This is a genomic window from Sporolactobacillus shoreicorticis (genome assembly GCF_024125445.1).
GTDB lineage: Bacteria > Bacillota > Bacilli > Bacillales > Sporolactobacillaceae > Sporolactobacillus > Sporolactobacillus shoreicorticis.
On record NZ_JAMXWM010000021.1, the window covers coordinates 35,329 to 57,135 of the forward strand.

At 45.9% G+C, this 21,807-nt stretch carries 19 protein-coding genes, 1 tRNA gene and 1 riboswitch; of the genes, 16 read left to right on the plus strand and 4 right to left on the minus strand.

Features of this window, described 5'->3' with window-relative positions:
- Nucleotides 1–18 precede the first annotated feature (18 nt).
- The 7 genes from NIE88_RS15450 (at nt 19) to NIE88_RS15480 (ending at nt 7,707) form a co-directional block, all read left to right on the plus strand.
- Nucleotides 19–879, plus strand: coding sequence for a glycine betaine ABC transporter substrate-binding protein (locus NIE88_RS15450; RefSeq protein ID WP_253063521.1), 861 nt, complete (start codon nt 19–21; stop codon nt 877–879).
- Nucleotides 880–1,777: 898 nt separating this feature from the next.
- On the plus strand, nt 1,778–2,731 hold the full coding sequence (locus NIE88_RS15455; RefSeq protein WP_253063472.1) for a ketopantoate reductase family protein: 954 nt from the start codon (nt 1,778–1,780) through the stop codon (nt 2,729–2,731).
- Nucleotides 2,732–2,976: 245 nt separating this feature from the next.
- The gene (locus tag NIE88_RS15460) at nt 2,977–4,170 is read left to right on the plus strand and encodes a phosphopentomutase (protein ID WP_253063473.1); all 1,194 of its coding nucleotides are present in this window, start codon (nt 2,977–2,979) and stop codon (nt 4,168–4,170) included.
- A 16-nt stretch (nt 4,171–4,186) separates the two neighbouring features.
- The gene (locus NIE88_RS15465; protein WP_253063474.1) at nt 4,187–5,485 is read left to right on the plus strand and encodes a pyrimidine-nucleoside phosphorylase; all 1,299 of its coding nucleotides are present in this window, start codon (nt 4,187–4,189) and stop codon (nt 5,483–5,485) included.
- Nucleotides 5,486–5,500: 15 nt separating this feature from the next.
- The gene (gene deoC, locus NIE88_RS15470) at nt 5,501–6,154 is read left to right on the plus strand and encodes a deoxyribose-phosphate aldolase (RefSeq protein WP_253063475.1); all 654 of its coding nucleotides are present in this window, start codon (nt 5,501–5,503) and stop codon (nt 6,152–6,154) included.
- Between the two features lie 108 nt (nt 6,155–6,262).
- Nucleotides 6,263–6,334, plus strand: a tRNA-Glu gene (locus NIE88_RS15475).
- Nucleotides 6,335–6,504: 170 nt separating this feature from the next.
- Complete coding sequence (locus NIE88_RS15480; protein WP_253063476.1) at nt 6,505–7,707, plus strand: NAD(P)/FAD-dependent oxidoreductase; 1,203 nt, start codon at nt 6,505–6,507, stop codon at nt 7,705–7,707.
- Nucleotides 7,708–7,849: 142 nt separating this feature from the next.
- On the opposite strand, the gene NIE88_RS15485 is transcribed toward NIE88_RS15480, so the two are convergent.
- From NIE88_RS15485 to rpiA, 4 genes are all read right to left on the minus strand, one after another.
- Nucleotides 7,850–9,154 (minus strand): O-acetylhomoserine aminocarboxypropyltransferase/cysteine synthase family protein, encoded by a 1,305-nt coding sequence (locus NIE88_RS15485; protein ID WP_253063477.1) that lies wholly within the window; start codon nt 9,152–9,154, stop codon nt 7,850–7,852.
- A 121-nt stretch (nt 9,155–9,275) separates the two neighbouring features.
- Nucleotides 9,276–9,380: riboswitch (SAM riboswitch) on the minus strand.
- Nucleotides 9,381–9,581: 201 nt separating this feature from the next.
- Entirely contained in the window at nt 9,582–11,078 is a 1,497-nt protein-coding gene (locus tag NIE88_RS15490) for an aldehyde dehydrogenase family protein (RefSeq protein ID WP_253063478.1), read from the minus strand.
- A gap of 135 nt (nt 11,079–11,213) precedes the next feature.
- Nucleotides 11,214–12,182, minus strand: a complete 969-nt coding sequence (locus tag NIE88_RS15495) for a Gfo/Idh/MocA family protein (RefSeq protein WP_253063479.1) — start codon at nt 12,180–12,182, stop codon at nt 11,214–11,216.
- The gene (rpiA, locus tag NIE88_RS15500; protein WP_253063522.1) at nt 12,179–12,886 is read right to left on the minus strand and encodes a ribose 5-phosphate isomerase A; all 708 of its coding nucleotides are present in this window, start codon (nt 12,884–12,886) and stop codon (nt 12,179–12,181) included. The genes NIE88_RS15495 and rpiA overlap by 4 nt, the downstream gene beginning before the upstream one ends.
- Before the next feature lie 265 nt (nt 12,887–13,151).
- On the opposite strand from rpiA, the gene NIE88_RS15505 reads away from it, so the two are divergent.
- The 9 genes from NIE88_RS15505 (at nt 13,152) to NIE88_RS15545 (ending at nt 21,610) form a co-directional block, all read left to right on the plus strand.
- Entirely contained in the window at nt 13,152–13,946 is a 795-nt protein-coding gene (locus NIE88_RS15505) for a transporter substrate-binding domain-containing protein (RefSeq protein WP_253063481.1), read from the plus strand.
- A complete protein-coding gene (locus NIE88_RS15510; RefSeq protein WP_253063483.1) occupies nt 13,947–14,639 on the plus strand; it encodes an amino acid ABC transporter permease in 693 nt (230 codons plus the stop codon).
- 21 nt (nt 14,640–14,660) lie between these two features.
- Nucleotides 14,661–15,404 (plus strand): amino acid ABC transporter ATP-binding protein, encoded by a 744-nt coding sequence (locus NIE88_RS15515; RefSeq protein ID WP_253063523.1) that lies wholly within the window; start codon nt 14,661–14,663, stop codon nt 15,402–15,404.
- A gap of 200 nt (nt 15,405–15,604) precedes the next feature.
- On the plus strand, nt 15,605–16,762 hold the full coding sequence (locus NIE88_RS15520; RefSeq protein WP_253063524.1) for an NRAMP family divalent metal transporter: 1,158 nt from the start codon (nt 15,605–15,607) through the stop codon (nt 16,760–16,762).
- Nucleotides 16,763–16,798: 36 nt separating this feature from the next.
- Nucleotides 16,799–17,572, plus strand: a complete 774-nt coding sequence (locus tag NIE88_RS15525; RefSeq protein ID WP_253063485.1) for a LamB/YcsF family protein — start codon at nt 16,799–16,801, stop codon at nt 17,570–17,572.
- A 5-nt stretch (nt 17,573–17,577) separates the two neighbouring features.
- The gene (locus NIE88_RS15530; RefSeq protein WP_253063487.1) at nt 17,578–18,378 is read left to right on the plus strand and encodes a putative hydro-lyase; all 801 of its coding nucleotides are present in this window, start codon (nt 17,578–17,580) and stop codon (nt 18,376–18,378) included.
- Nucleotides 18,379–18,445: 67 nt separating this feature from the next.
- Nucleotides 18,446–19,171 carry a 5-oxoprolinase subunit PxpB gene (gene pxpB / locus NIE88_RS15535; protein WP_253063489.1) on the plus strand — a complete coding sequence of 242 codons (726 nt, stop codon included), beginning with the start codon at nt 18,446–18,448 and terminating at the stop codon, nt 19,169–19,171.
- Nucleotides 19,162–20,157 (plus strand): 5-oxoprolinase subunit C family protein, encoded by a 996-nt coding sequence (locus NIE88_RS15540; protein ID WP_253063491.1) that lies wholly within the window; start codon nt 19,162–19,164, stop codon nt 20,155–20,157. Before pxpB ends, NIE88_RS15540 begins: the two co-directional genes overlap by 10 nt.
- Before the next feature lie 112 nt (nt 20,158–20,269).
- On the plus strand, nt 20,270–21,610 hold the full coding sequence (locus NIE88_RS15545) for a C1 family peptidase (RefSeq protein WP_253063493.1): 1,341 nt from the start codon (nt 20,270–20,272) through the stop codon (nt 21,608–21,610).
- Nucleotides 21,611–21,807 lie beyond the last annotated feature (197 nt).

Below are 21,807 nucleotides of genomic sequence, written 5' to 3' on the forward strand. Positions count from 1 at the left end.
AAAATTAATCGTATTATTATGAGCATGTTCCTTTTGGCCGTCTTGACGCTGGCCGGATGCCAAAGCCAAAGCTCAGGAAACGCCGGTTCGTTCGGAAATCAAGTCGATCACAAAATCATTGGAATTGATCCGGGTGCCGGTTTAATGAAGCTGACCGATACAACCATTAAGGATTACAAGCTGAATAATTGGACCGTACAGTCCGGTTCAGAATCGACAATGATTGCTGCGCTTGATAAAGCAATTAAGAAAAAAGAACCCATTGTGGTCACAGGCTGGACGCCACATTGGATGTTTCAAAAATATGATTTGAAATATCTGAAAGATCCAAAAGGCTCTTACGGAGCGTCTGAGAACATTCATACGGTGGTTCATAAGGGCTTCGAAAAGGAAGATCCGAATGCAACGAAGGTTCTGGATCAATTTTCTTGGACGGCTGATGACATGGGAAAAGTGATGCTGTCGATCCAAAAGGGTACCGACGCGAAAAAGGCAGCAGCAGAGTGGGTCAAAGACAATGAAGACAAAGTCGGCACATGGACGAAAGGCGCCGACAAAGTCAGCGGCAAGAACATTAAGCTCGGTTATGTCGCGTGGGCCTCTGAAATTGCCAGCACTAATGTTGTGGCAACGGTGCTTGAGAATCTCGGTTACAATGTAACGCTCGAACAGCTTGGAGCCGGGCAAATGTGGGCGGGGCTGGCAAAGGGCAGCGATGATGCTATTGTTGCCGCATGGCTTCCGTCAACACATGCCGACTACATGAAACAATTTAAAAATAAAGTGACCGATCTTGGTCCTAATTTAAAGGGGACAAAGCTCGGACTTGTTGTTCCGTCCTATGTAAAGATTAATTCGATTGACGACTTGAAAGACTGATGCCAAAAAGCGCCCGCTCACATTTGAGCAGGCGTTTTTTTTACAAGAGATTATAAAATTTAGCGTTGTTCCTTGCCGGTACAATGATGAGCGTCGAAAGATTCGATTGGGATAAGGTAGGTGTCTAATCTGAGAAATAACCGGAAAAATTCCGCTTAATTAGAAAATGAACAAAAAAGCAGCTTAAATAGACGGAGAAATTCCGCTTATCGAATGCAAAACGAGAAAATGGAGGACTTTTTCTGTACATAAGCGGAAAAATTACCCTTATGTACCTGTGAATCAAGCGCCATGATGCATATAACCGGAAAATTTTCGCTTATTTTACTCGTTACTTAATGAAGGATCAAAATGATTTATGAAAAGTAGAAAGATGATAATTTAAAACGGTATTTGGAGCAAAGGAACGTTTGCTAAGTACACGTACGTCCTGTATGCAACGGGAAAGCCACCGTATCCTGCGGAAGTAAGGACTGCGCGCTTTTTGTCCGGTTTTTTATGAATTGGGATAAAGATTTGGTTTGCTCAGTTATTGTAAGTTTTTAGCGCTGATTTTTAAATATAAATATTCTTAAAATTCTATTGACATTGATAAATTGATCGTGTAAACTGACAGCACTCACTAAAAAAACTCTTCCAAGAAGGTAACTATAATGTTCCATTCAGAAGGTAACGAAGTAGTCGTCATTTTGATTAGCTAGGACTCAGGTGCATCAATCGTTTAATCGATCATATGTGCCTTGAGTCCTTTTCGTACTGAATGGGACTTGAGGCAAGCCCCATTCAGAACCAACTGGATGGGGCTTTTCATTTGGGCGAGAAGTGATCATGCTGCCTATCAGAAAGGGCATGGAAGACAAAAAATGAGACAGATGTACAGAAAAAGGAGACGAGAAGGATGAAGATTGTTGTGATCGGAGCAGGAGCTATGGGTTTGAGGTATGGAGTGCTGCTGCAGGAAGCGGGGAATGATATTCATTTTGTCGACACGTGGGAACCGAATGTTGAAGAGATCAGGAAAAACGGCGGCGTTCATGTGTGGCGCGACGGCAAAGACGAGCGATTTGTCGAAGTCAGTGTCAGCTACCCGGAAGATTATCATGAAGAGCCTGAACTTGCGATTGTGTTTGTTAAAGACATGCACACGGTTGAGACAATGAAAAGGTGCAAGCATTTCATCGGCAAGAATACGTATGTCATGACCAATCAGAACGGCTTTGGCGGCGCCGAATACATTGCCCAGTTTGTGCCCCGCACGCGTATTATTGCAGGAACAGCGATGATCGCAACTGTTATGAAAGGGCCTGGAAAAGTCGATTTTATCGGTAAGCGCGGCGCTGGTCATGTGCATATTGTTCGCGTAGAAGGTGAGCCGAACGACTTTATTTATAAAGTTGCCGATGAAATGGAAAAGGCACGGATGCATCCGACTGTCCAGAAGGACTATATGGGCACTGTCTGGACGAAGCTTGTTTTCAATTCTGTTGTGAATACGCTGTGTACACTTATGAATATTAAGATGGGCCAGTTCGCAGCATATAAGAATGCAAAGGAAATGTCACGTAAACTAATCTATGAAGCCTATGATGCAATTGACGCGGAAGGATTCAAACTTGAAGTGACACGCGATGAGCTGGTTGATGAAGTCATGTACGTATCCGAGGTCAGTAATCCGCTGCACTATCCTTCGATGCATCAGGACATGAGTACGAACCGTCCGACAGAGGTGGATTACATCAATGGAGCCATTGTCCGCCTTGCCGAAAAGCATGGCTTAAAGGCACCTTATCACTCAATACTTGTCGACCTTGTGCATCTTAAAGAAGAATCAAGAAAATATAATGAAGAATAATTAAGACCGGATCGACTTTTTGCCTAGATAAACAGTTAAATAAGATAAAAACTCCGGAATAGGGCGCAGCCTCGCGCATGCCCCGGAGTTTTTTGCACACCAATAATTAGAGGCAGCCGGTATAAAAAAACTAGGGCTAAACCGAGTTTTCTTTACGGCTCTTAATTGGTTGCGGTAAAATGGACTATAGATTTTGTATAGATAAAAATGAGCGGTATGATCGTTCGTGTGATCTGGAGGATAAAATGACGGAAAGATTTAAGCGTGTTCATATTATTGTGCTCGATTCGGTAGGCGTTGGCGAAGCAACTGACGCAGCAAAATATAATGATGAAGGCTGCGATACGCTGGGACATACTGCGGCCGCAATGAATGGTTTGACACTCCCCAATTTAGAGAAATTGGGACTGGCCAATATTCGTCCTGAACAGCCCATCCAAGGTGTACATGTTCAGAAAAAACCACTCGCCTATTATACGAAGATGCATGAAGTGTCGGCAGGCAAGGACAGTATGGACGGCCATTGGGAAATGATGGGACTGCCCGTGCTTACACCGCTGCATACGTTCCCAAAAGGGTTTCCCGATGAATTGATTCAGCAAATCGAAGCGTTCAGCGGCCGAAAAGTGATCTGGAACAAACCGGCGAGCGGTACAGAGATTATCAAAAAATTTGGTGAGCGCCAGATGAAGACAGGCGAGCTGATCGTGTATACGTCCGGTGATTCGGTGCTGCAGATTGCCGCTCATGAGAGAATTATTCCGCTTGAGGAATTGTACAAAATTTGCGAATATGCACGTGAGCTGACGATTCCTGAGCCGTATCATCTCGGGCGCGTGATCGCTCGTCCCTATGTTGGCGACAATGCCGACAACTTTGAGCGTACGGCCAATCGCCGCGACCTCACGCTGGTGCCACCGGAAAAAACGGTGCTCAACTTTTTACAGGACGCAGGTATAGATACCTTAGCAATTGGCAAAATCAACGATATTTTCAGTGGGAAAGGAATCAATGAAGGCTGGCATACGGAAAGCAACGAAGACGGCATGGAACGGTTCATCACGCTATTGGATCGAGACTTTCATGGCCTGAACTTTACCAACCTTGTCGACTTTGACGCGAAATACGGTCATCGCCGTGAACCGGTACTCTTCGGCAAAGCGCTGGAGTCTTTTGATCGGCAGCTCGGTCAGGCACTTGATAAATTGAGAGCTGACGATCTGCTTGTGATCACCGCGGATCATGGCAATGACCCCGGTTTCCGCGGAACAGATCATACACGCGAGTTCGTTCCTCTGCTTGTGTATTCACCTTCCTTTACAACGGGCAAAGCGCTTCCTGTTCGCGAAACCTTTGCGGATCTTGGCGCGACGGTCGCTGATAACTTTGACACGGAGAAGCCAAAAGTGGGGTCAAGCTTTTTAAATGATCTAAAATGATTCCGAGGTGAGCCGAATGAGAATGGTCGACATTATTACGAAAAAGCGGGATGGACTTGCGTTGTCTCCGGAGGAAATCCGTTTTTTTATCGATGGTTATGTTAATGGAAGCGTTCCTGACTATCAGGCAAGTGCTTTGGCCATGGCCATTTATTTCAAAGATATGACCGATCCGGAAATTGCTGAACTGACACGTGCAATGGTCAGCTCGGGCGAAACAGTAGATCTGTCTGCAATTGCCGGAATTAAAGTCGATAAACACTCAACCGGCGGTGTCGGCGACACAACCACATTGGTTTTGGCACCGCTTGTAGCAGCAGTCGGCGTTCCGGTGGCTAAGATGAGCGGACGCGGTCTGGGTTTTACCGGGGGAACGATTGACAAACTGGAATCGATTGCCGGGTTTTCTGTTGAAATGAACGGGAAGCAGTTTGTTAATCATGTGAATCGTGACCGGATTGCGGTCATTGGCCAGAGCGGCGACCTCGTTCCGGCAGATAAGAAGCTTTATGCTTTGCGGGATGTCAGCGGCTCGGTTGAGTCCATTCCGTTGATTGCCAGCTCAATTATGAGCAAAAAAATTGCGGCGGGTGCCGACGCAATTGTTCTCGAAGTGACATGTGGTTCCGGAGCGTTTATGAAAAACGAAGAAGATGCTGTTCGTCTTGCGGAAACAATGGTACAGATCGGCAAACATGTCGGCAGAAAGACGGCGGCGGTGATTACAGATATGGATCAGCCACTCGGTTTTGCAATCGGCAACGCGCTTGAGGTGAAAGAAGCTATTGATACATTGCAGGGGCATGGACCAGATGACCTGAAGGAGCTTGTGCTTGAGCTTGGCAGCCGTATGGTCCTGTTTGCCGGAAAAGCCGAGCGATTGGATGAAGCGAGACAATTGCTTGAACAAGTACTGGAACAGGGCAAGGCATTTGACACGTTCAGGCAATTCATTAAAAATCAAGGTGGAGATCCGAGTATTGCCAATCATCCGGAGCATTTGCCGAAGGCCAAATATCAACTCCGGCTTCCCGCCCAATCATCCGGAGTTGTCGCTGAAATGAAGGCAGACCAGATCGGTCTTGCAGCGATGCTGCTTGGTGCCGGCAGAGCAACGAAGGAAGACACTATCAACCATGCAACAGGCATTGTTTTGCACAAAAAGGTCGGCGACTCAGTGGCTAGGGGTGAGGCTCTGCTCACTATTCACTCGGATTCTGAGCATATTGACCAAGTTGCGCGGCAGCTGAATCAAAATATAATGATTGCCGACCATGCGGACAAACCGGTACTCATCCGTAGAATCATTCAGTAAAAGGGAGAGACAGACATGAATCATCTCGCAAGCTATATTGATCATACAGCACTTAAAGCGGATACAACAGAGAAGGATATCTTAAAACTTACCGAGGAAGCAAAGAAATTTGGTTTTTCCTCTGTCTGCGTGAATCCCTGCTGGGTTGCGCTCGCGGCAGAACAATTGAAGGATTCTGAAGTAAAGGTATGTACCGTTATCGGTTTCCCGCTGGGAGCAGCGACAAGTGAAGCAAAGGTTTTTGAAACCAAGGATGCAATTGCCAAAGGTGCTGAGGAAGTAGACATGGTGATCAATATCGGCGCTTTAAAAAGCGGACAGGAAGAGAACGTACAGGCAGACATTCATGCTGTTGTGCAGGCAGCCGGAAAACATGCACTTGTTAAAGTAATTATTGAAGCCTGTTTGTTAAGCAATAATGAAAAAGTGAGCGCCTGCCGTTTGGCGGTGAAAGCGGGGGCGGATTATGTTAAGACGTCAACCGGATTTTCCACCGGAGGAGCGACTGTTGACGATGTCACGCTGATGCGTCAAACGGTGGGTAAGGATGTTGGGGTCAAAGCAGCAGGGGGAATTCATTCGAAAGCAGATGCTGAAGCAATGATCGCTGCCGGTGCTTCTCGAATCGGTGCAAGCTCCGGGGTGAAAATCATCGCAGAAGATGACTGAGAAAGAAACGCGCCATTAAAGGCTTGAAATAATTGTATCGAGTGTGGTATACTGTTTGTCGTGCCGAATGAGCGGAAAGATTCTGCTCAACTGTTGCACGATGATTATAGGGCGTTGGGCAAGTGGTTAAGCCAATGGATTCTCATTCCATGATCGCGGGTTCAATTCCCGTACGCCCTCTATAAAACGAAAGGTTGCCATCCGAATTGGTCGGATGGTATTTATTTTATTTTTATATTGTAAGCGATTACATATTGGGCTACAATAAAGAAGGTAATTGTGAACAAAGTGTGACAATGCAATGAGCAACTTCCGAGCTGATCATAAAAATAATGGAAGGACGGATGATTTTGACTAAGAAACAAATGGTTATTCTAGGAGCAGGATATGGTGGGCTGCGCACGTTAAAGAAATTGCAAAAAATGAAACCAAATGCAGATCTCATTCTTATTGATAAAAACAATTATCATTGCGAAACAACCTCACTGCATGAGGTAGCGGCGGGAACGGCAGATTCTGATGAAATCTGCTATTCGCTTAATCTTGTCATTGATCGGAAACAGACAACATTTATTCAGGGGACGGTCCAGTATGTGGATAAGGAAGCAAGACGCGTCTTTTTACGGGATCATGAACCGGTGGCTTATGACTATTTGCTCGTAGGGTTGGGCTTCGAACCGGAGTATTTCGGGATAAAGGGGATGGATCGCTACGGCCTGTCAATCGCGGATATTCCTTCTGTAACGAAAATAAAAAAACATATTGAAAATGAATTTAAAAAATGGAAAGATGATCATCGTCAGGAACACTTGGTGGTAGCAGTCGGAGGAGCAGGATTCACAAGTTTTGAATTTTTGGGCGAATTGACACAGCGTATTCCGAAACTCATTACAAAGTTTCAAGTGGATTCGAGTTCCGTACGCATCCAGTGTATTGAACCGACACCCCGTGCACTTCCAATGTTCAATCGAAAATTGGCGGAATACGGCGCGCATAAGCTGAGCGAGAGCGGTGTTGAATTTGTGATCGGCAGGGTCAGCGGTATTGATGCCGGGCAAATCTATTATCGGTCAGGTGATCAAGTGAAAACACTTCAGGCAGGTACATTTGTTTGGACCGGAGGAGTAAGCGGCAGCTCCGTTGTGCGTGCATCGGGATTTGCGCAGCGCCGCGGCCGTGTGGCGGTTAACGATGACTTGTCGGTTCCCGGACATCCGGAAATTCTGATTATCGGCGATTGTTCGGCTGTCATTAATCCGGAAGACGGCCGCCCTTACCCAACCACCGCACAAATTGCCATGCAGCAAGCAGATTGTGCAGCATACAACTTGAATGCGATGCTTGAGGATGCACCGACGAAACCGTTTGTTTTTAAGTTTATGGGCACCGTGTGCTCGCTCGGCCGCAATGATGCGGTCGGAGAAATCATGGGCAGAAAGCTCAAGGGCCGTCCGGCATCCATTATGAAAAAAGTGATTGAAAACCGATCACTGGCGAAAATAGGTGGAGTCGAAACAATGATGAAGAAAGGACGGTTCAGCTTGAACAAATAAAGAGAAAACTTGGCGGGCTAAATCTTAGCTTCCATACTTTCTTTTTGTATAAAAAGTAAAAAGGAGCCTGCAAATGATTCTTTTGCAGGCTCCTTTTCGTTAATAACCCCCGATAGATTTATCTCTATGTTTTTTCTATTGTTTATTTGGCTGCGACGGCATCCGGAACTTTTGCTAGTGCCTGTTCCAGATCATAGATTATGTCGTCAACGCTTTCGATACCAATGGATACACGAATCAACTCAGGTGTTACACCGGTTACGGCTTGTTCTTCCGGAGTCAGTTCGGCATGCGTCGTGCTTGCAGGATGAATGATCAGCGATTTGGCATCAGCCACATTGGCAAGCAGTGAGAAGAGCTTCACGTTGTTGATCAATGCTTTCCCGGCCTGCAGTCCGCCTCGCACGCCGAATGTGAAAATGGAGCCGGGGCCTTTTGGAAAGTATCTTTTTGATAGTTCTTTGTATGGATTGCCATCCAGTTCGGGATAGTTCACCCATGTAATTTTCGGATGATTGTTCAGAAATTCAGCAACTTTACGAGCATTCTGAACATGGCGTTCTACGCGCAGGGAGAGAGATTCCAAGCCCTGCAGGAACAGAAACGCATTCTGCGGGCTGACTGTTGCACCGGTATTGCGTAACAGCTGAACGCGTGCTTTTGAAGCAAATGCAGCGGGTGCGAGGTCGGCGTATACTAAGCCGCCGTAGCTTTTGTCCGGTGTAGTGAAATCAGGGAATTTACCGCTGGCCCGCCAGTCGAATTTGCCTCCGTCAACGAGAATGCCTCCGATAGCAGTTCCATGACCGCCGATGAATTTCGTAGCAGAATGGACAACAACATCTGCGCCAAATTCGATTGGACGGATGAGATACGGGGTGCCGAACGTATTGTCGACAATGAGAGGGATCTTGTTTTCGTGAGCAATATCGGCAACGGCTTCAATATCGAGAATGTTAATTTTCGGGTTGCCGATCGTTTCACCGTAGAGCGCTTTTGTATTATCGCGGATCGCTGCACGAAAGTTTTCCGGATCATCCGGATCAACGAATGTGACATCGATGCCGAGTTTTTTCAAGGTAACGTTGAACAATTCATACGTACCGCCATAGAGGGTAGATGCGGCAACAATATGATCTCCGGAATTTGCAACATTCAAAATAGAATACGTAATTGCCGCAAGTCCTGAAGAAGTGGCAAGTGCTGCAGATCCGCCTTCGAGCTGGGCGACGCGTTGTTCAAAGACATCTTCGGTCGGGTTCATGATCCGCGCATAAACATTGCCCGGTTTCTTCAATTGAAAGAAGTCAGCAGCCTCGTCTGCATCTTTGAATACAAACGAAGTTGTTTGATAGATCGGCACGGCACGTGCACCTGTTGCCGGATCTGGCGCCTGTCCTGCATGTACCTGCAAAGTCTCAAAACCATATTTTCTTTCTTCTGCCATGTTCATCTCTCCCTATGTTCTTTAAGTTTTACATTAAATAAAATCTTAGAAAGGGGGTGTGCAGATTAAAAGACCGCTTCCCGCAGAGTAGATTGGGAAGCGGCCTTATTCGCCGATTCTTTTCTTATCTGCCAGAATTTAATCTGCTGGAATTAACACCATACACTTAAAACGTGCTGGTTGTCGGGCTTCGTCGGGCCAGTCCCTCCGCCACTCTTGATAAGATTTATTTAATTGTGTACAGTTTATCGTGCTGAGTTTTATTTGTCAAGCATAAATACAAGTAATTTGATGAGTTTAATTAAAAAATAAAGCTGTGTGAAAAGATTTGGGTGTTCGGATGCTATTCAAGTTTAACATTACCAAAAATAAAGGAGGAGACGAATGCGGAATGCATTCGTCTCCTCCTGACTGCTGACAAAGCTAATTAATAGAGACCGTCAACTGTTTCTTTTGTGCTGATGTAGATATTCTTCGTTTGCGTATAAGCGTCAAGAATACTCTTATACGTTTCACGGCCGATACCGGACTTCTTGTAACCGCCGAATGGAGCGCCGGCAGGAAGCTGGTTGTAGGTGTTGACCCACATACGGCCGGTCCGCACGCTGCGAGCCACGCGGAGAGCTTTGTTGATATCGCGTGTCCATACTGCACCGCCAAGACCGTAATCCGATTGGTTAGCCAGCTTGATCACTTCATCGACATCCTTGAATTTAATGACCGTTGCAACAGGTCCGAAGATTTCTTCCTGAGCAATACGCATATCGTTGCTTGCGTCCGCAAGAAGTGTTGGTGCCATGAAGACCCCTTTTTCAAGATTGTTGTCCGTCAGCTGGCATCCTCCGGTCACAAGCTTTGCTCCTTCATCCTGGCCGATCTTAACATAATCCAGAATCTTTTCCAGCTGCCGTTTGTTGACTTGAGCGCCCATCTGAACGCCATCTTCCCAAGGCAGACCAACGTTGACTTTCTCGAAGGCTTCTTTAAGAGCGCTTACGAATTTGTCGTAGATACCTTCCTGAACGAAGATACGCGAACCGGCGCAGCACACTTGACCTTGATTGAACAGAATGCCAAGCTGTGCCCCTTCAATGGCACGTTCCCATGGAGCATCGTCAAAGAAGATGTTTGCGGATTTGCCACCAAGTTCAAGCGTTGCCGGAATCAGACGTTTCGCAGCAGCCTCGGCAACTTCATAACCGATTTGAGTTGAGCCGGTGAACGCAAGTTTTGCGAAGCCCGGATGATGCAGCATGTAGTCGCCGGAATCAGAGCCGCGCCCAGTAACGACATTCACAACTCCTGCGGGGAGCACCTGATCGAAAATCTTAGCCAATTCGAGCAAGCTCAGTGACGTTGAAGAGGATGGGTGAATAACGACAGTATTTCCTGCGGCAATTGCCGGTGCAATCTTCCAGGCCGCCATCAGCAACGGGAAGTTCCACGGAACGATTTGCCCAACGACACCAATAGGTTCCTTTAAATTGATCGTTAATGTATTTTCATCCAACGCATTCGCGGTGCCTTCTTCAGAACGAATAACGCCGGCAAAATAACGGAAGTGGTCTGAGCTTGCCGGAACATCAATGCTCTTCGTTTCACGAAGCGGTTTGCCATTATCCAATGTTTCAACAAGTGCCAAATGATCTGCATTTTCGTCAATCAGGTCAGCGATTTTGAGTAAAAATGTACTTTTCTCTTGAACACTGACATCTTTCCATGTTTCAAAAGCCTTTGTAGCTGCTTCCACGGCCGCATCTACATCGGCATGGCTTGCGTCAACGAATTCGGTCAGCTTTTCACTGGTACTTGGGTTATAGCTTGCTATTTTTTTGCCCTCAGAGCCTTCAACCCATTTGCCGCCAATATATAATTTGTAGTCAGCATCTACTGCGTGTTCCAGGACTGTGTCTTGAATACTCATTGCACATCTTCCCTTCAAAATTTGGTGTAATTAATATCACATGTCTATTGTAATGCAGACCTTCAAAAATGAAAAAGAAAACGCTCTCTATTTTTAAAAGAAATGAAAAGTGCAGATTGGGTCCGTATACAGCAATTATTCAAATGGATAACGAATACCCCATTGATCACGCACATTGGTCATGATTTTCATGACACTGTCGGTCAACGGAAGCGTTTGCTCATCAAATTCCTTGTTTACTACAGCGTTCATGTAATCATACTCATAGACCATTGCCTTAGCCGTACTGCCGACTTCAATTGTTTCTGTTCGGCCATCCGGATAGGTAATGGTTGCTTTATCAGCTCTTGGGAAATTGTCCACAGTTAAATATGCTTTATCTCCGGTGACAATTCCTCTTTTTGGTAATTTAGCCCGCATCGTCAGTGTAATGACAGCCATTTGATCATCCGAATTTTTTAAGATAATGCCCGATTGTTCGTCGACGCCGGTTTCAAAAGGCTTGACTGTGGTTAAAATTTCATCAGGCTGGCTGCTTAAAAAGAAACGCACAAAGGACAGGGCGTATGTGCCGATATCAAGAAGTGCGCCTCCGGCAAGATTCATATTGAAGAAACGATTATTCACGTCATGCGGTTTCAGACTGCCAAAGGTAACATTAACCATTTTGACTTTGCCGATGACTCCACTTTCGACGACCTCCTGCAATTTTTGATAAAGCGGCATGTGATAAATCGTCATTGCCTCGGCAACAATCAAACGCTTCTGCTTTGCGTAACGAATGACAGGATCCAGTTGCCGGCTGCTGACTGTAATTGCTTTTTCGCAAAGCACGTGTTTTCCCGATTCCAAGCACTTAAGCAGATAGCTGTAATGATTGGAATGGGGTGTTGAGAGATAGATGATGTCAATGGCAGGATCATTTAAAAGTTCATCATAATTTCCGTAAGCCTTTTCAATATGATTCTTGTTGGCAAAAGCCTGAGCACGTTCCAAGCTGCGCGAACCGACACCATATATTTTGCGGCCGCTGGCATGTAGCGTTTGTGCAAATTCGGCGGCAATCGCCCCGGGACCAATGATTGCCCAGTTGCGTTCACTCATGAATGGCTCACCTCGTGGGTTGTTTTGTTCAGCCACTTCATACCGCTTGAGCCGGCGATCAATGCTTTGGTCGCGACATCGACGAAAAGAGACGTATCAAGAACGCCGCGGATCGCCTGCAAATTGGTTTCCAGTTGACGAATATCATGAACTTGATCAAAAGAAACATCCATTAAAAGATGACCGTTATCGGTAACTGTGAATCCATCCTTTGCAGCGCTGCGGCGCATCACCGGTCTGCCGCCCAACTGCTCAACCCTGCTTCGAACGTAGGCCATGGCTTCGGTCAGAAGTTCCAGAACAACCGGTTGGTCAAAGGTTAATGCCGGCACATATTTAGATTCGTCAACGAGAAGGATGTACTCATCAGCCATTGAACCGATAAGCTTTTCCAGTGAGTGTATACCTCCGCCGCTTTTTAATGCGCAGAGCTGCGCGTCCACTTGGTCACATCCGTCAAAAGCCAAATCAACATGATCGACGCACTCTGTATGAAGTACATCCAGTCCATTTTCGAGACAAAGAAGTTTTGTTTGCATTGAGGGCGTAACAACTTGCACCTCAAAATTATCTTTTTCCTTAATAAAGTGAATCAGATGGCTGATCGTGCTGCCTCCGCCTAGGCCGATGATTGAATGATTTGGAATGACTGCCAAGGCTTCTTTGGCGCACTCTTTTTTTATATCAAAAGCGCTCGTTTCCATCACCTCAGTTCGCACATATGTGCAAAAACGAATAATATGTGCTATTTATAGCTTAAGTATACCCTACTCAATTTTACTGTCAAACAATAATCCTTGGCAGAAGCAGGAACCAGAACTTAGTTGTGTTGTTTGTTTTTCAAAAAGGTGCTAGAATAGTAGTCCGTTAAAACATATTTATATACTCGGATATACAACAAATAAGTATCAACATGGAAGACGGTTTGATGAATCAAGTATGGGATATAAGTGACGAGGGGGAAAAATAATGAAGAAATTATTGATGGGATTATTAATGGTAGCTCTTGCGTTCTCCTTAATTGGGTGCGCTGCAACTGGTAATTCATCAAAAAGTAAAAGTGCATTGAACCAGATAAAAGAAAAAGGTGTACTAAAAGTTGGAACAGAAGGTACCTATGCGCCTTATACCTATCATGACAGCAAAACAAACAAATTGGTTGGTTTTGATGTTGATGTGATTCGTGAAGTGGGCAAACGAATGGGTGTAAAGGTGCAATTTAAGGAATCAAATTGGGATTCGCTGTTTGCGGGTCTGAATGCAAAACGATTCGATACGATTTCCAACGATGTCGGTGTAACGCCTGAACGCGAAAAAAAATATGACTTTTCGCGTGTTTACTCAACGTCTCAGTCCGTTATCGTAACCCCAAAAAACAACAATAAGATTAAAACGTTGAGCGATCTAAAAGGAGTTAAGGTTGCGCAGGGCCTCTCCAGCAACTATGGGGAAATGACGAAAAAAGCAGGCGCTGTCATTGTTGGTCAGGATGAATTGTCCAAGGCGCTGAAACTCGTGAGCCAGGGACGCGTCGAAGCAACCGTTAATGATCAAGGTGCGGTACTGCAATATTTCAAAGAAACGAACGACAGCAACCTTAAAATTGCGGCACTCGTTAAGTCCAATGCAGCGGATATCGCTTTTCCTGTGCTCAAGGGAAGCGGGCTGGATAAAGCATTTACAAAGCAGCTCAAGGCGATGAAGAAAGACGGTACACTAAAGAAAATATCTGAGAAATACTTTGGAAAGGACATCAGTAAATAAATGGCACCCTTTGTATTAGGAGAAATCACGATTGACTGGCCGCTTGCATTTCATTCGTTCTGGCCGATTCTCCAGGGCGGCCTAATTTACACGATTCCGCTTGCAATCATATCATTTATTTTTGGTCTTGCACTTGCTATGCTAATGGCGCTTCTGCGTCTGTCCAAAGTGAACGTAGCGCAAGGGGCTGCCCGTGTCTACATTTCGATTATTCGCGGCACGCCGCTCCTTGTTCAGCTGGCGATTATTTTTTATGGGCTTCCGGATCTTGGCATTGAAGTCAGTCCGTTTGTCGGAGCTGTTGTCGCGCTGTCGATGAATGTGGGCGGCTATGCGGCGGAAACGATCCGCGCATCGATTCTCTCTGTGCCTCAGGGACAGTGGGAAGCAGGGTATACGCTTGGTATGAATGATGCTCAGGTGATGTGCCGGATTATTCTTCCGCAGGCGGCGCGTGTTTCTGTGCCTCCGCTGTCCAACACATTTATCAGCTTAGTGAAGGACACATCGCTTGCATCGACGATTACGGTAACGGAGCTTTTCCGGCGCGCGCAGGAAATTACGGCTACAAGTTATGATTTTCTGCTGCTTTATTCAGAGGCGGCGCTTGTTTATTGGATCTTCTGCTTCATTCTTTCTATGATTCAGGGACACATTGAAAATAGGCTTGATCGCTATGTGGCAAGGCATTAAATGGAAGGAGACAGAAGCATGCTGCTTCAGGCTAAGGATATTCACAAATCATTTGGCGAAAGCCGAATTTTAAAAGGCGTTGATTTGTCCCTTGATGAGGGAAAGGTGCTCGTCATGATCGGACCCTCAGGCTCTGGTAAAACGACATTGCTGCGCAGTTTGAATCTGCTGGAGCTTCCTGAACAAGGCACACTTGAAATCAACGGAATACACGCGGATTTCGGCAAAAGGTTATCGAAAAAAGAGGTTCGTGAGATTCGGATTCAATCGGCAATGGTGTTTCAAGCCCACAATTTGTTCCCGCATAAAACTGTACTGGAAAATGTGATCGAAGGTCCGGTCATTGTGCAAAAGGTTCTCAAGAATCAAGCGATTGATGAAGCGAGAAAAATTTTGGATGATGTTGGGCTGTTCGATTATCAGAATCAATACCCTTTTCAACTTTCCGGCGGACAGCAGCAGCGTGTGGGTATCGCGCGCGCCGTCGCGCTGAAACCAAAGCTGCTCTTATTTGATGAACCGACCTCGGCGCTTGATCCTGAGCTTGTTGCAGACGTGCTGAAGGTCATGAGAGATTTGGCGGCAAACGGGTGGACGATGGTTATCGTTACGCATGAACTGAAGTTTGCTCAGGAAGTTGCCGATGAGGTTGTTTTCATTGATCAGGGTGTTATTTTAGAGAAAGGAAATCCGGATCAGCTGTTTCAGCATCCGAAACACGAACGGACGCGCCGTTTTCTCAGTCGAATTTTACAGCGAGTGTAGGAAGTCAGCAAGCTACAAGCGAACTCGAGGGAAACGAATCGAGTTTGCTATTTTTGTGCCGTTAATTTACAGAAAATAATTAATTTGAAAAATATTTCGGTGGGCTGTATACTCAACTTTATCATTGAGTTTCTTGAGGAGGAGAAGCATTGATAAAGGAGAATCAGGCATTTAACGTTGCAATGGGTGCTGCATTTCTTATGGCGATGTCGGCCGTCGGACCAGGGTTTCTGACCCAGACGGCTGCTTTTACGTCTCAGCTTGGTGCTGATTTCGGTTTCGCAATATTGGTTTGTATTTTGGTTGATATCGGTGTTCAGTTAAACATTTGGCGCATTATTTGTGTTTCCGGGAAAAAAGCGCAGCAGATCGCTAATGAATTGCTGCCTGGTCTGGGCTATCTGCTAACTGCTCTAATTGTTATTGGCGGACTGACGTTTAATATCGGAAATATCGGCGGTGTCGGTCTCGGATTTAATGTCTTATTTGGTATTTCTCCGGAGAACGGCGCATTAATTGGGGGCGCAATTGCGCTAATTATTTTCCTTGTCCGCAATGCCCTGATCGTTATGGATCGCACGGTACAGATATTGGCTGCAGTAAAGGTTCTGCTCATTATTTTTATTGTTGCAATCAGTTCACCTCCGGTCGGGCAGGCAGCGCTTCATACCTTTGCACCTTCGCACATTGATTTCTATTCGATTGTGACGATTGTCGGCGGAACAGTCGGCGGCTACATATCTTTCTCCGGCGGGCACAGATTGCTGGAAGGCGGGTTAAAAGGAAAAGAAAGCATTCGGTACATAAATGGCGGCGCCTTGACGGGAATTGGCGTTGCATCGATCATCCGCATTCTGCTTTTTCTCGCAGCTCTAGCTGTCATTGCGGAAGGATATAAGCTTAACCCGCTTAATCCTGCGGCGAGCATTTTCAGTTCTGCGGCCGGAGATTTCGGTTATAAGTTCTTCGGTTTAATCTTGTTTGCAGCCGGAATGACATCGACATTAGGCTCTACCTTTACATCAGTATCATTTTTGGATTACTCTAAACAAGAGGATAAAACGAATCTCTATCATAAAATACGGCCTTACTTAATTATTTTCTTCATTGTTTTTTCAACGGCTATTTTTTATTTTATCGGCAGCCCTGCCAAGGTTTTAGTTATGGTAGGTGCCATTAACGGATTAATCCTCCCAATTGCTTTGGCTATTTTGCTCGTTGCTGTAATGAAGAAGAAAATAATGGGTGAATTTTATAAACATCCTCTTTGGCTCACATTTTTTGGATGGATCATTGTTGTGTTTATGGCCTATGCGGGTATTCAATCCATGATTAAGGGATTTTCTTCTTTATTTTGAGATATTAAGATATATGAATAAAAGGAATGATTTTCAATGGATCAAGTTGATCTGAACTGCGATTTAGGAGAAAGCTTTGGTCATTATGTCATTGGAAACGATGAACAAGTACTGCCGCTCATTTCATCTGCTAATGTCGCGTGTGGTTTTCATGCAGGTGATTTTTCCGAAATGCATCGAACGGTCTCGCGCGCGAAAAAGAATGGCGTGGCGATTGGTGCACACCCGGGTCTTCCGGATCTTGAGGGATTCGGAAGACGGGAAATGAAGGTCACTCCGTCGGAGGTCTATGACATGATTGTATATCAGGTTGGTGCATTGCAGGCAGTAGCCAAGGCACAGAACGTTAGCGTGAATCATGTGAAGCCGCATGGCGCATTGTATCACATGGCTTCTGACCAGGAAGAATATGCAAAGGCAGTCGTTCAAGCCGTTGCCGATGTGAATCCCGATCTGCTTTTATTTGGAATGGATGGAACCTTTTTGACAGCAGCCGGCGAGAAGGCAGGACTTCATGTTATTTATGAAGCTTATGCTGACCGAACCTATCAGCCGGATGGCTCACTGACCCCAAGATCGCTTCCGAATGCATTGATTACCAATACGGATCAGGCACTGAAGCAGGTGATGCAGATGCTTCAAGAGGGAACAGTGACAACACCTGTCGGAGAGAAAACAAAAGTACGTGCGGAAACCATCTGTGTCCATGGAGATGGAACCGAGGCATTGGCATTTGTTGCGACGATACGAAAAGAACTGCAGCGTTGCGGGATTAAAATTGGTGCTTGGCATGAATCATTTGGGAGATGAACAGAATGATTGATTATGCAACACTCGCCCAAGAATCACCGTCGGAGGTACGGCACATGATTCGTAAGGGGCAATGGGATCAACCGACAAGCGGCCTTGCTAATGGTCATACACAGGCAAATCTGGTGATACTTCCGGCAGATTATGCTTATGACTTCCTGTTGTTCTGCCAGCGCAACCCTCAGCCCTGTCCTCTGCTGGAAGTACTGGATACGGGAGACCCGATCGTTGAATCGATGGCGGATCATGCGGATATACGGACGGATATACCTCGATATCGTATCTATAGTAAAGGAATACTGAGCAAGGAGCTGACGGATATCCGCGCCTATTGGAGAGATGATTTTGTCTCCTTTCTCATTGGCTGCAGCTTTAGCTTCGAACAGGCACTGCTGGAAAATGGCATACCGGTCCGCCAGATAGAGGAACAACGTAATGTGCCGATGTACCGGACGAATATCCCCTGCAAATCCGCAGGAATTTTCAGCGGACCCGTAGTGGTAAGTATGCGCCCAATGACAGAACGACAGGCCATCCGGGCAATTCAAGTGACAAGTCGTTACCCTTCCGTTCATGGCGCACCAATTCATTTTGGAAACCCGGAGAAATTAGGTATTCGGGATCTTGCTCATCCTGATTTTGGTGATGCCGTTACGATTCGCGAGGGTGAAATTCCCGTCTTTTGGGCTTGCGGGGTGACCCCGCAAGCGGCAGTAATGGATTCCAGACCGGACATAGCTATAACGCATGCACCCGGGCACATGTTTATTACCGATCAAAAGGATACCGCATTCAGTATTTTGTGAATGGTAATGATGAAAAATTGTGTAAACTTGCCGATCCGGCAAGTTTCTTTATTAAAGGGGCAGCATCATGAGAACTATTGAGCCATTTGGTGATCAAGCAGTTCGTGTTATTTTTGGCAATCAAATCGCGCCTGAAATCCAAATGAAAATCAATCAATTTACAGAGCAATTTGATCAGGCACCTTTTGCGGGCTTTATTGAATATGTACCTTCATACACGAATGTCGTTTTTTATTATGATCCGGTGAAGGTACTGGGTGTGAATTATCATGCAGTCACAGCACAGCAGCACGTCATCAATTATTTAGCGAACATGGCAAAGCGTGTGAACGGAGACATTAATCATAAAATGCATAGGCGTACGGTGCATATACCGGTATGTTACGGGGGAAATTTCGGACCGGATTTGGCCGAAGTGGCCGAACTTCATGGCTTGAGTGTCCATGAAGTTATTGACATGCACTCTGCGCCGGACTATCTGGTTTACATGCTTGGTTTCGCTCCGGGCTTTCCATTCTTGGGCGGATTACCCGAGGAACTTGCTACGCCAAGAAGGGCGACTCCGCGATTGAAGATCGCTGCCGGATCAGTCGGCATTGCCGGGAAACAGACAGGTGCTTATCCACTTGATTCTCCGGGAGGATGGCAGATTATCGGGAGAACGCCGCTGCCCCTCTTCACCCCACAATCGGATCCGCCAACCTTACTCGCTGCCGGAGATCTAGTAAAATTCGATCCGATCTCGAGGCAAGAGTACATACGTATTAAGGAGGAGCACTCATTATGGGGCTGATTTTGATTCGAAAAGGGTTTGCCTCTGCTGTGCAGGACCTGGGGAGGTTCGGATATCAGCGATTCGGGATCATTGTCGGCGGAGTAATGGACCCGCCTTCGGCAAAACTGGCAAACTGGCTGGTTGGCAATGGTGAATCGGCTGCGGTTATTGAATATTCGTTTCTCGGACCCAGTATTCTTTTTTCGGAAGACACCTTGTTTGCTGTGACAGGAGCCGTCTGCCATCCAAGTCTCGACGGACAGGAAATCGGAATTGGAAGGCCGTGTCTCGCGCGTGAAGGGCAAATTCTGACCATCGGGGGTCTAGCCTATGGGAGCAGAGGTTATCTGGCTGTATCCGGAGGTGTGAACACACCTTTGTGGTTCGGCAGCCGATCAACCTATGAAAGGGCCGGTCAAGGAGGTTTTAAGGGCCGTTTGTTGGAAGAGCATGACCGAATTCCGGTCGGTGAAACTTCTGAAAGAGCAAAACGTATCATTGCTTCATTGGCTGAAAAGAAGTCTGTGATCAGATGGTTCGCTGCAATGCGGAGAACTTATCAAGGGATTCAGGTCATTCGTGTTCTGCCGGATATTTTATGGCCTCGATTCTCCGAAGAGAGCAGACATACATTTCTGAACACCGACTATCAGATTACTGCATCTTCAGATCGGATGGGCTATCGATTGGAAGGTGCGGAATTAGCTCTTGATGAATCTCTCGAACTGTATTCGGAAGCAGTAACAAGCGGATCCATTCAAGTGCCAAGAAACGGCAAGCCGATTATCTTGATGACCGATCACCAATCGACCGGCGGTTATCCAAGAATTGCTCAAGTAGCATCGGTGGATCTGCCGCTGCTTTCTCAGTTGCCGCCCAGAAGCAAGCTGCGTTTTCAGTTAATTTCGAACAAAGAAGCGGAGCAACAACTCGTGCGGCAGACGAGAAGCCTTGAATTACTTCGGAACATGATTACTGGACAATTAGATAAACTTACGCGCTGAATGGATAGAATTGTGTCAAAAAAGATAACATGAACATGCGTGGCTCTTTGCGTGGCTCCCTTTTAGACCTATAATAGGTTTGTTATGGTTTATTTATAAGGGGGACATGGATGTGACAAAAGAAATCTCGACATCAATGATTGACACATTTTCAGACAAAGTCCGTAGTGCTGCTGAAAACAAAGTGATGCAGGACGCGATCATGAAGAACGGAATCAAAGCAGCGACTTTAAACGGCGATGCGGTTGTGTCGATGAATCCGGTATTTTCAGAAGAAATCGAGACAGGCAAAGTCACCGATCAGAAGCAAAGCGGCAGATGCTGGATGTTTGCCGCGCTAAATACATTCCGTCATAAATTCAGCGATGCGTTTCATATTAAAGACTTTGAACTCTCACAAAATTATACGCTCTTCTGGGATAAATTTGAAAAGGCGAATTATTTTCTTGAAAGCATTTTGAATACGGCTGCGGAGCCATTGGATGGGCGGCTGGTTTCCTGGCTGATGGATACACCGCAGCAGGACGGCGGTCAATGGGATATGCTTGTGGCGATTATTGAGAAGTACGGTGTGGTGCCGAAGCAGGCGATGCCGGAAACATTTCAGAGCAGCCGGACACCTGTATTGAATCAGCTATTGAATGCCAGGCTGCGCGAGGATGCCGGCATCCTGCGCGTAATGAGTGCGGATGGAAAATCAAGGGATGCACTTGAAGCAGTGAAAACGGAAATGCTGGGCGATATCTATCGTATTCTCGCATTCTCTCTTGGCGAACCGCCAAAAGTTTTTGATTTTGAATATAGAGACGAAGATAAGAAGTTTCACAGAGACCTTGGTATCACGCCTCAAGAATTTTTCAAGAAATATATTGGACTTGATCTGAATGACTATGTTGCCGTTATTAACGCTCCGACCCAGGATAAACCGTACAAGAAAACCTATACCGTGCAGTATCTCGGCACCGTGGTCGGAGGCCATAAAATTAAATATCTGAATGTTGATATGGAGACGCTGAAGTCACTCGCTGTCAGCCAGATCAAAGCGAACGAATCCGTATGGTTCGGCTGTGATGTCGGTCAATATTCGGACAATACACAGGGTATCATGGACACGTCGTTGTTTGATTTTGATGCGGCATTCGGTACGAAATTTAAAATGACGAAAGCGGAACGACTTGATTACAAGCATAGCTGTCTGACGCATGCGATGGTATTGACCGGGGTGAATCTTGTTGACGGCAAACCGAACCGCTGGAAAGTGGAGAACAGCTGGGGCGAGAAATGGGGCACAAAAGGCTACTTTGTCATGAGCGACCGGTGGATGGATGAATATACCTATCAAGTCGTGATCAATAAGAAATATCTTTCTGATGAATTAAAGGCAGCTTTTGAACAAGAACCGATTGAACTGAAGCCTTGGGATCCGATGGGTGCCCTTGCAGTCATGCAATAAGAACCTAATATTAAAAAAGCATCTTTCTGATTTTGAAAGATGCTTTTTTGTGTGCACAGCTTGAACGCAGCGGATCAAAAATGTAATAAAGAGCAAGACGCAGCTTTTAATCGTTGAAAATAAAATGATGAGAAAAATAGGCAAATTCTATTGTTTGAAGTCCAGTAATAGCGTTATACTTAATCGTAAGTTTAAAT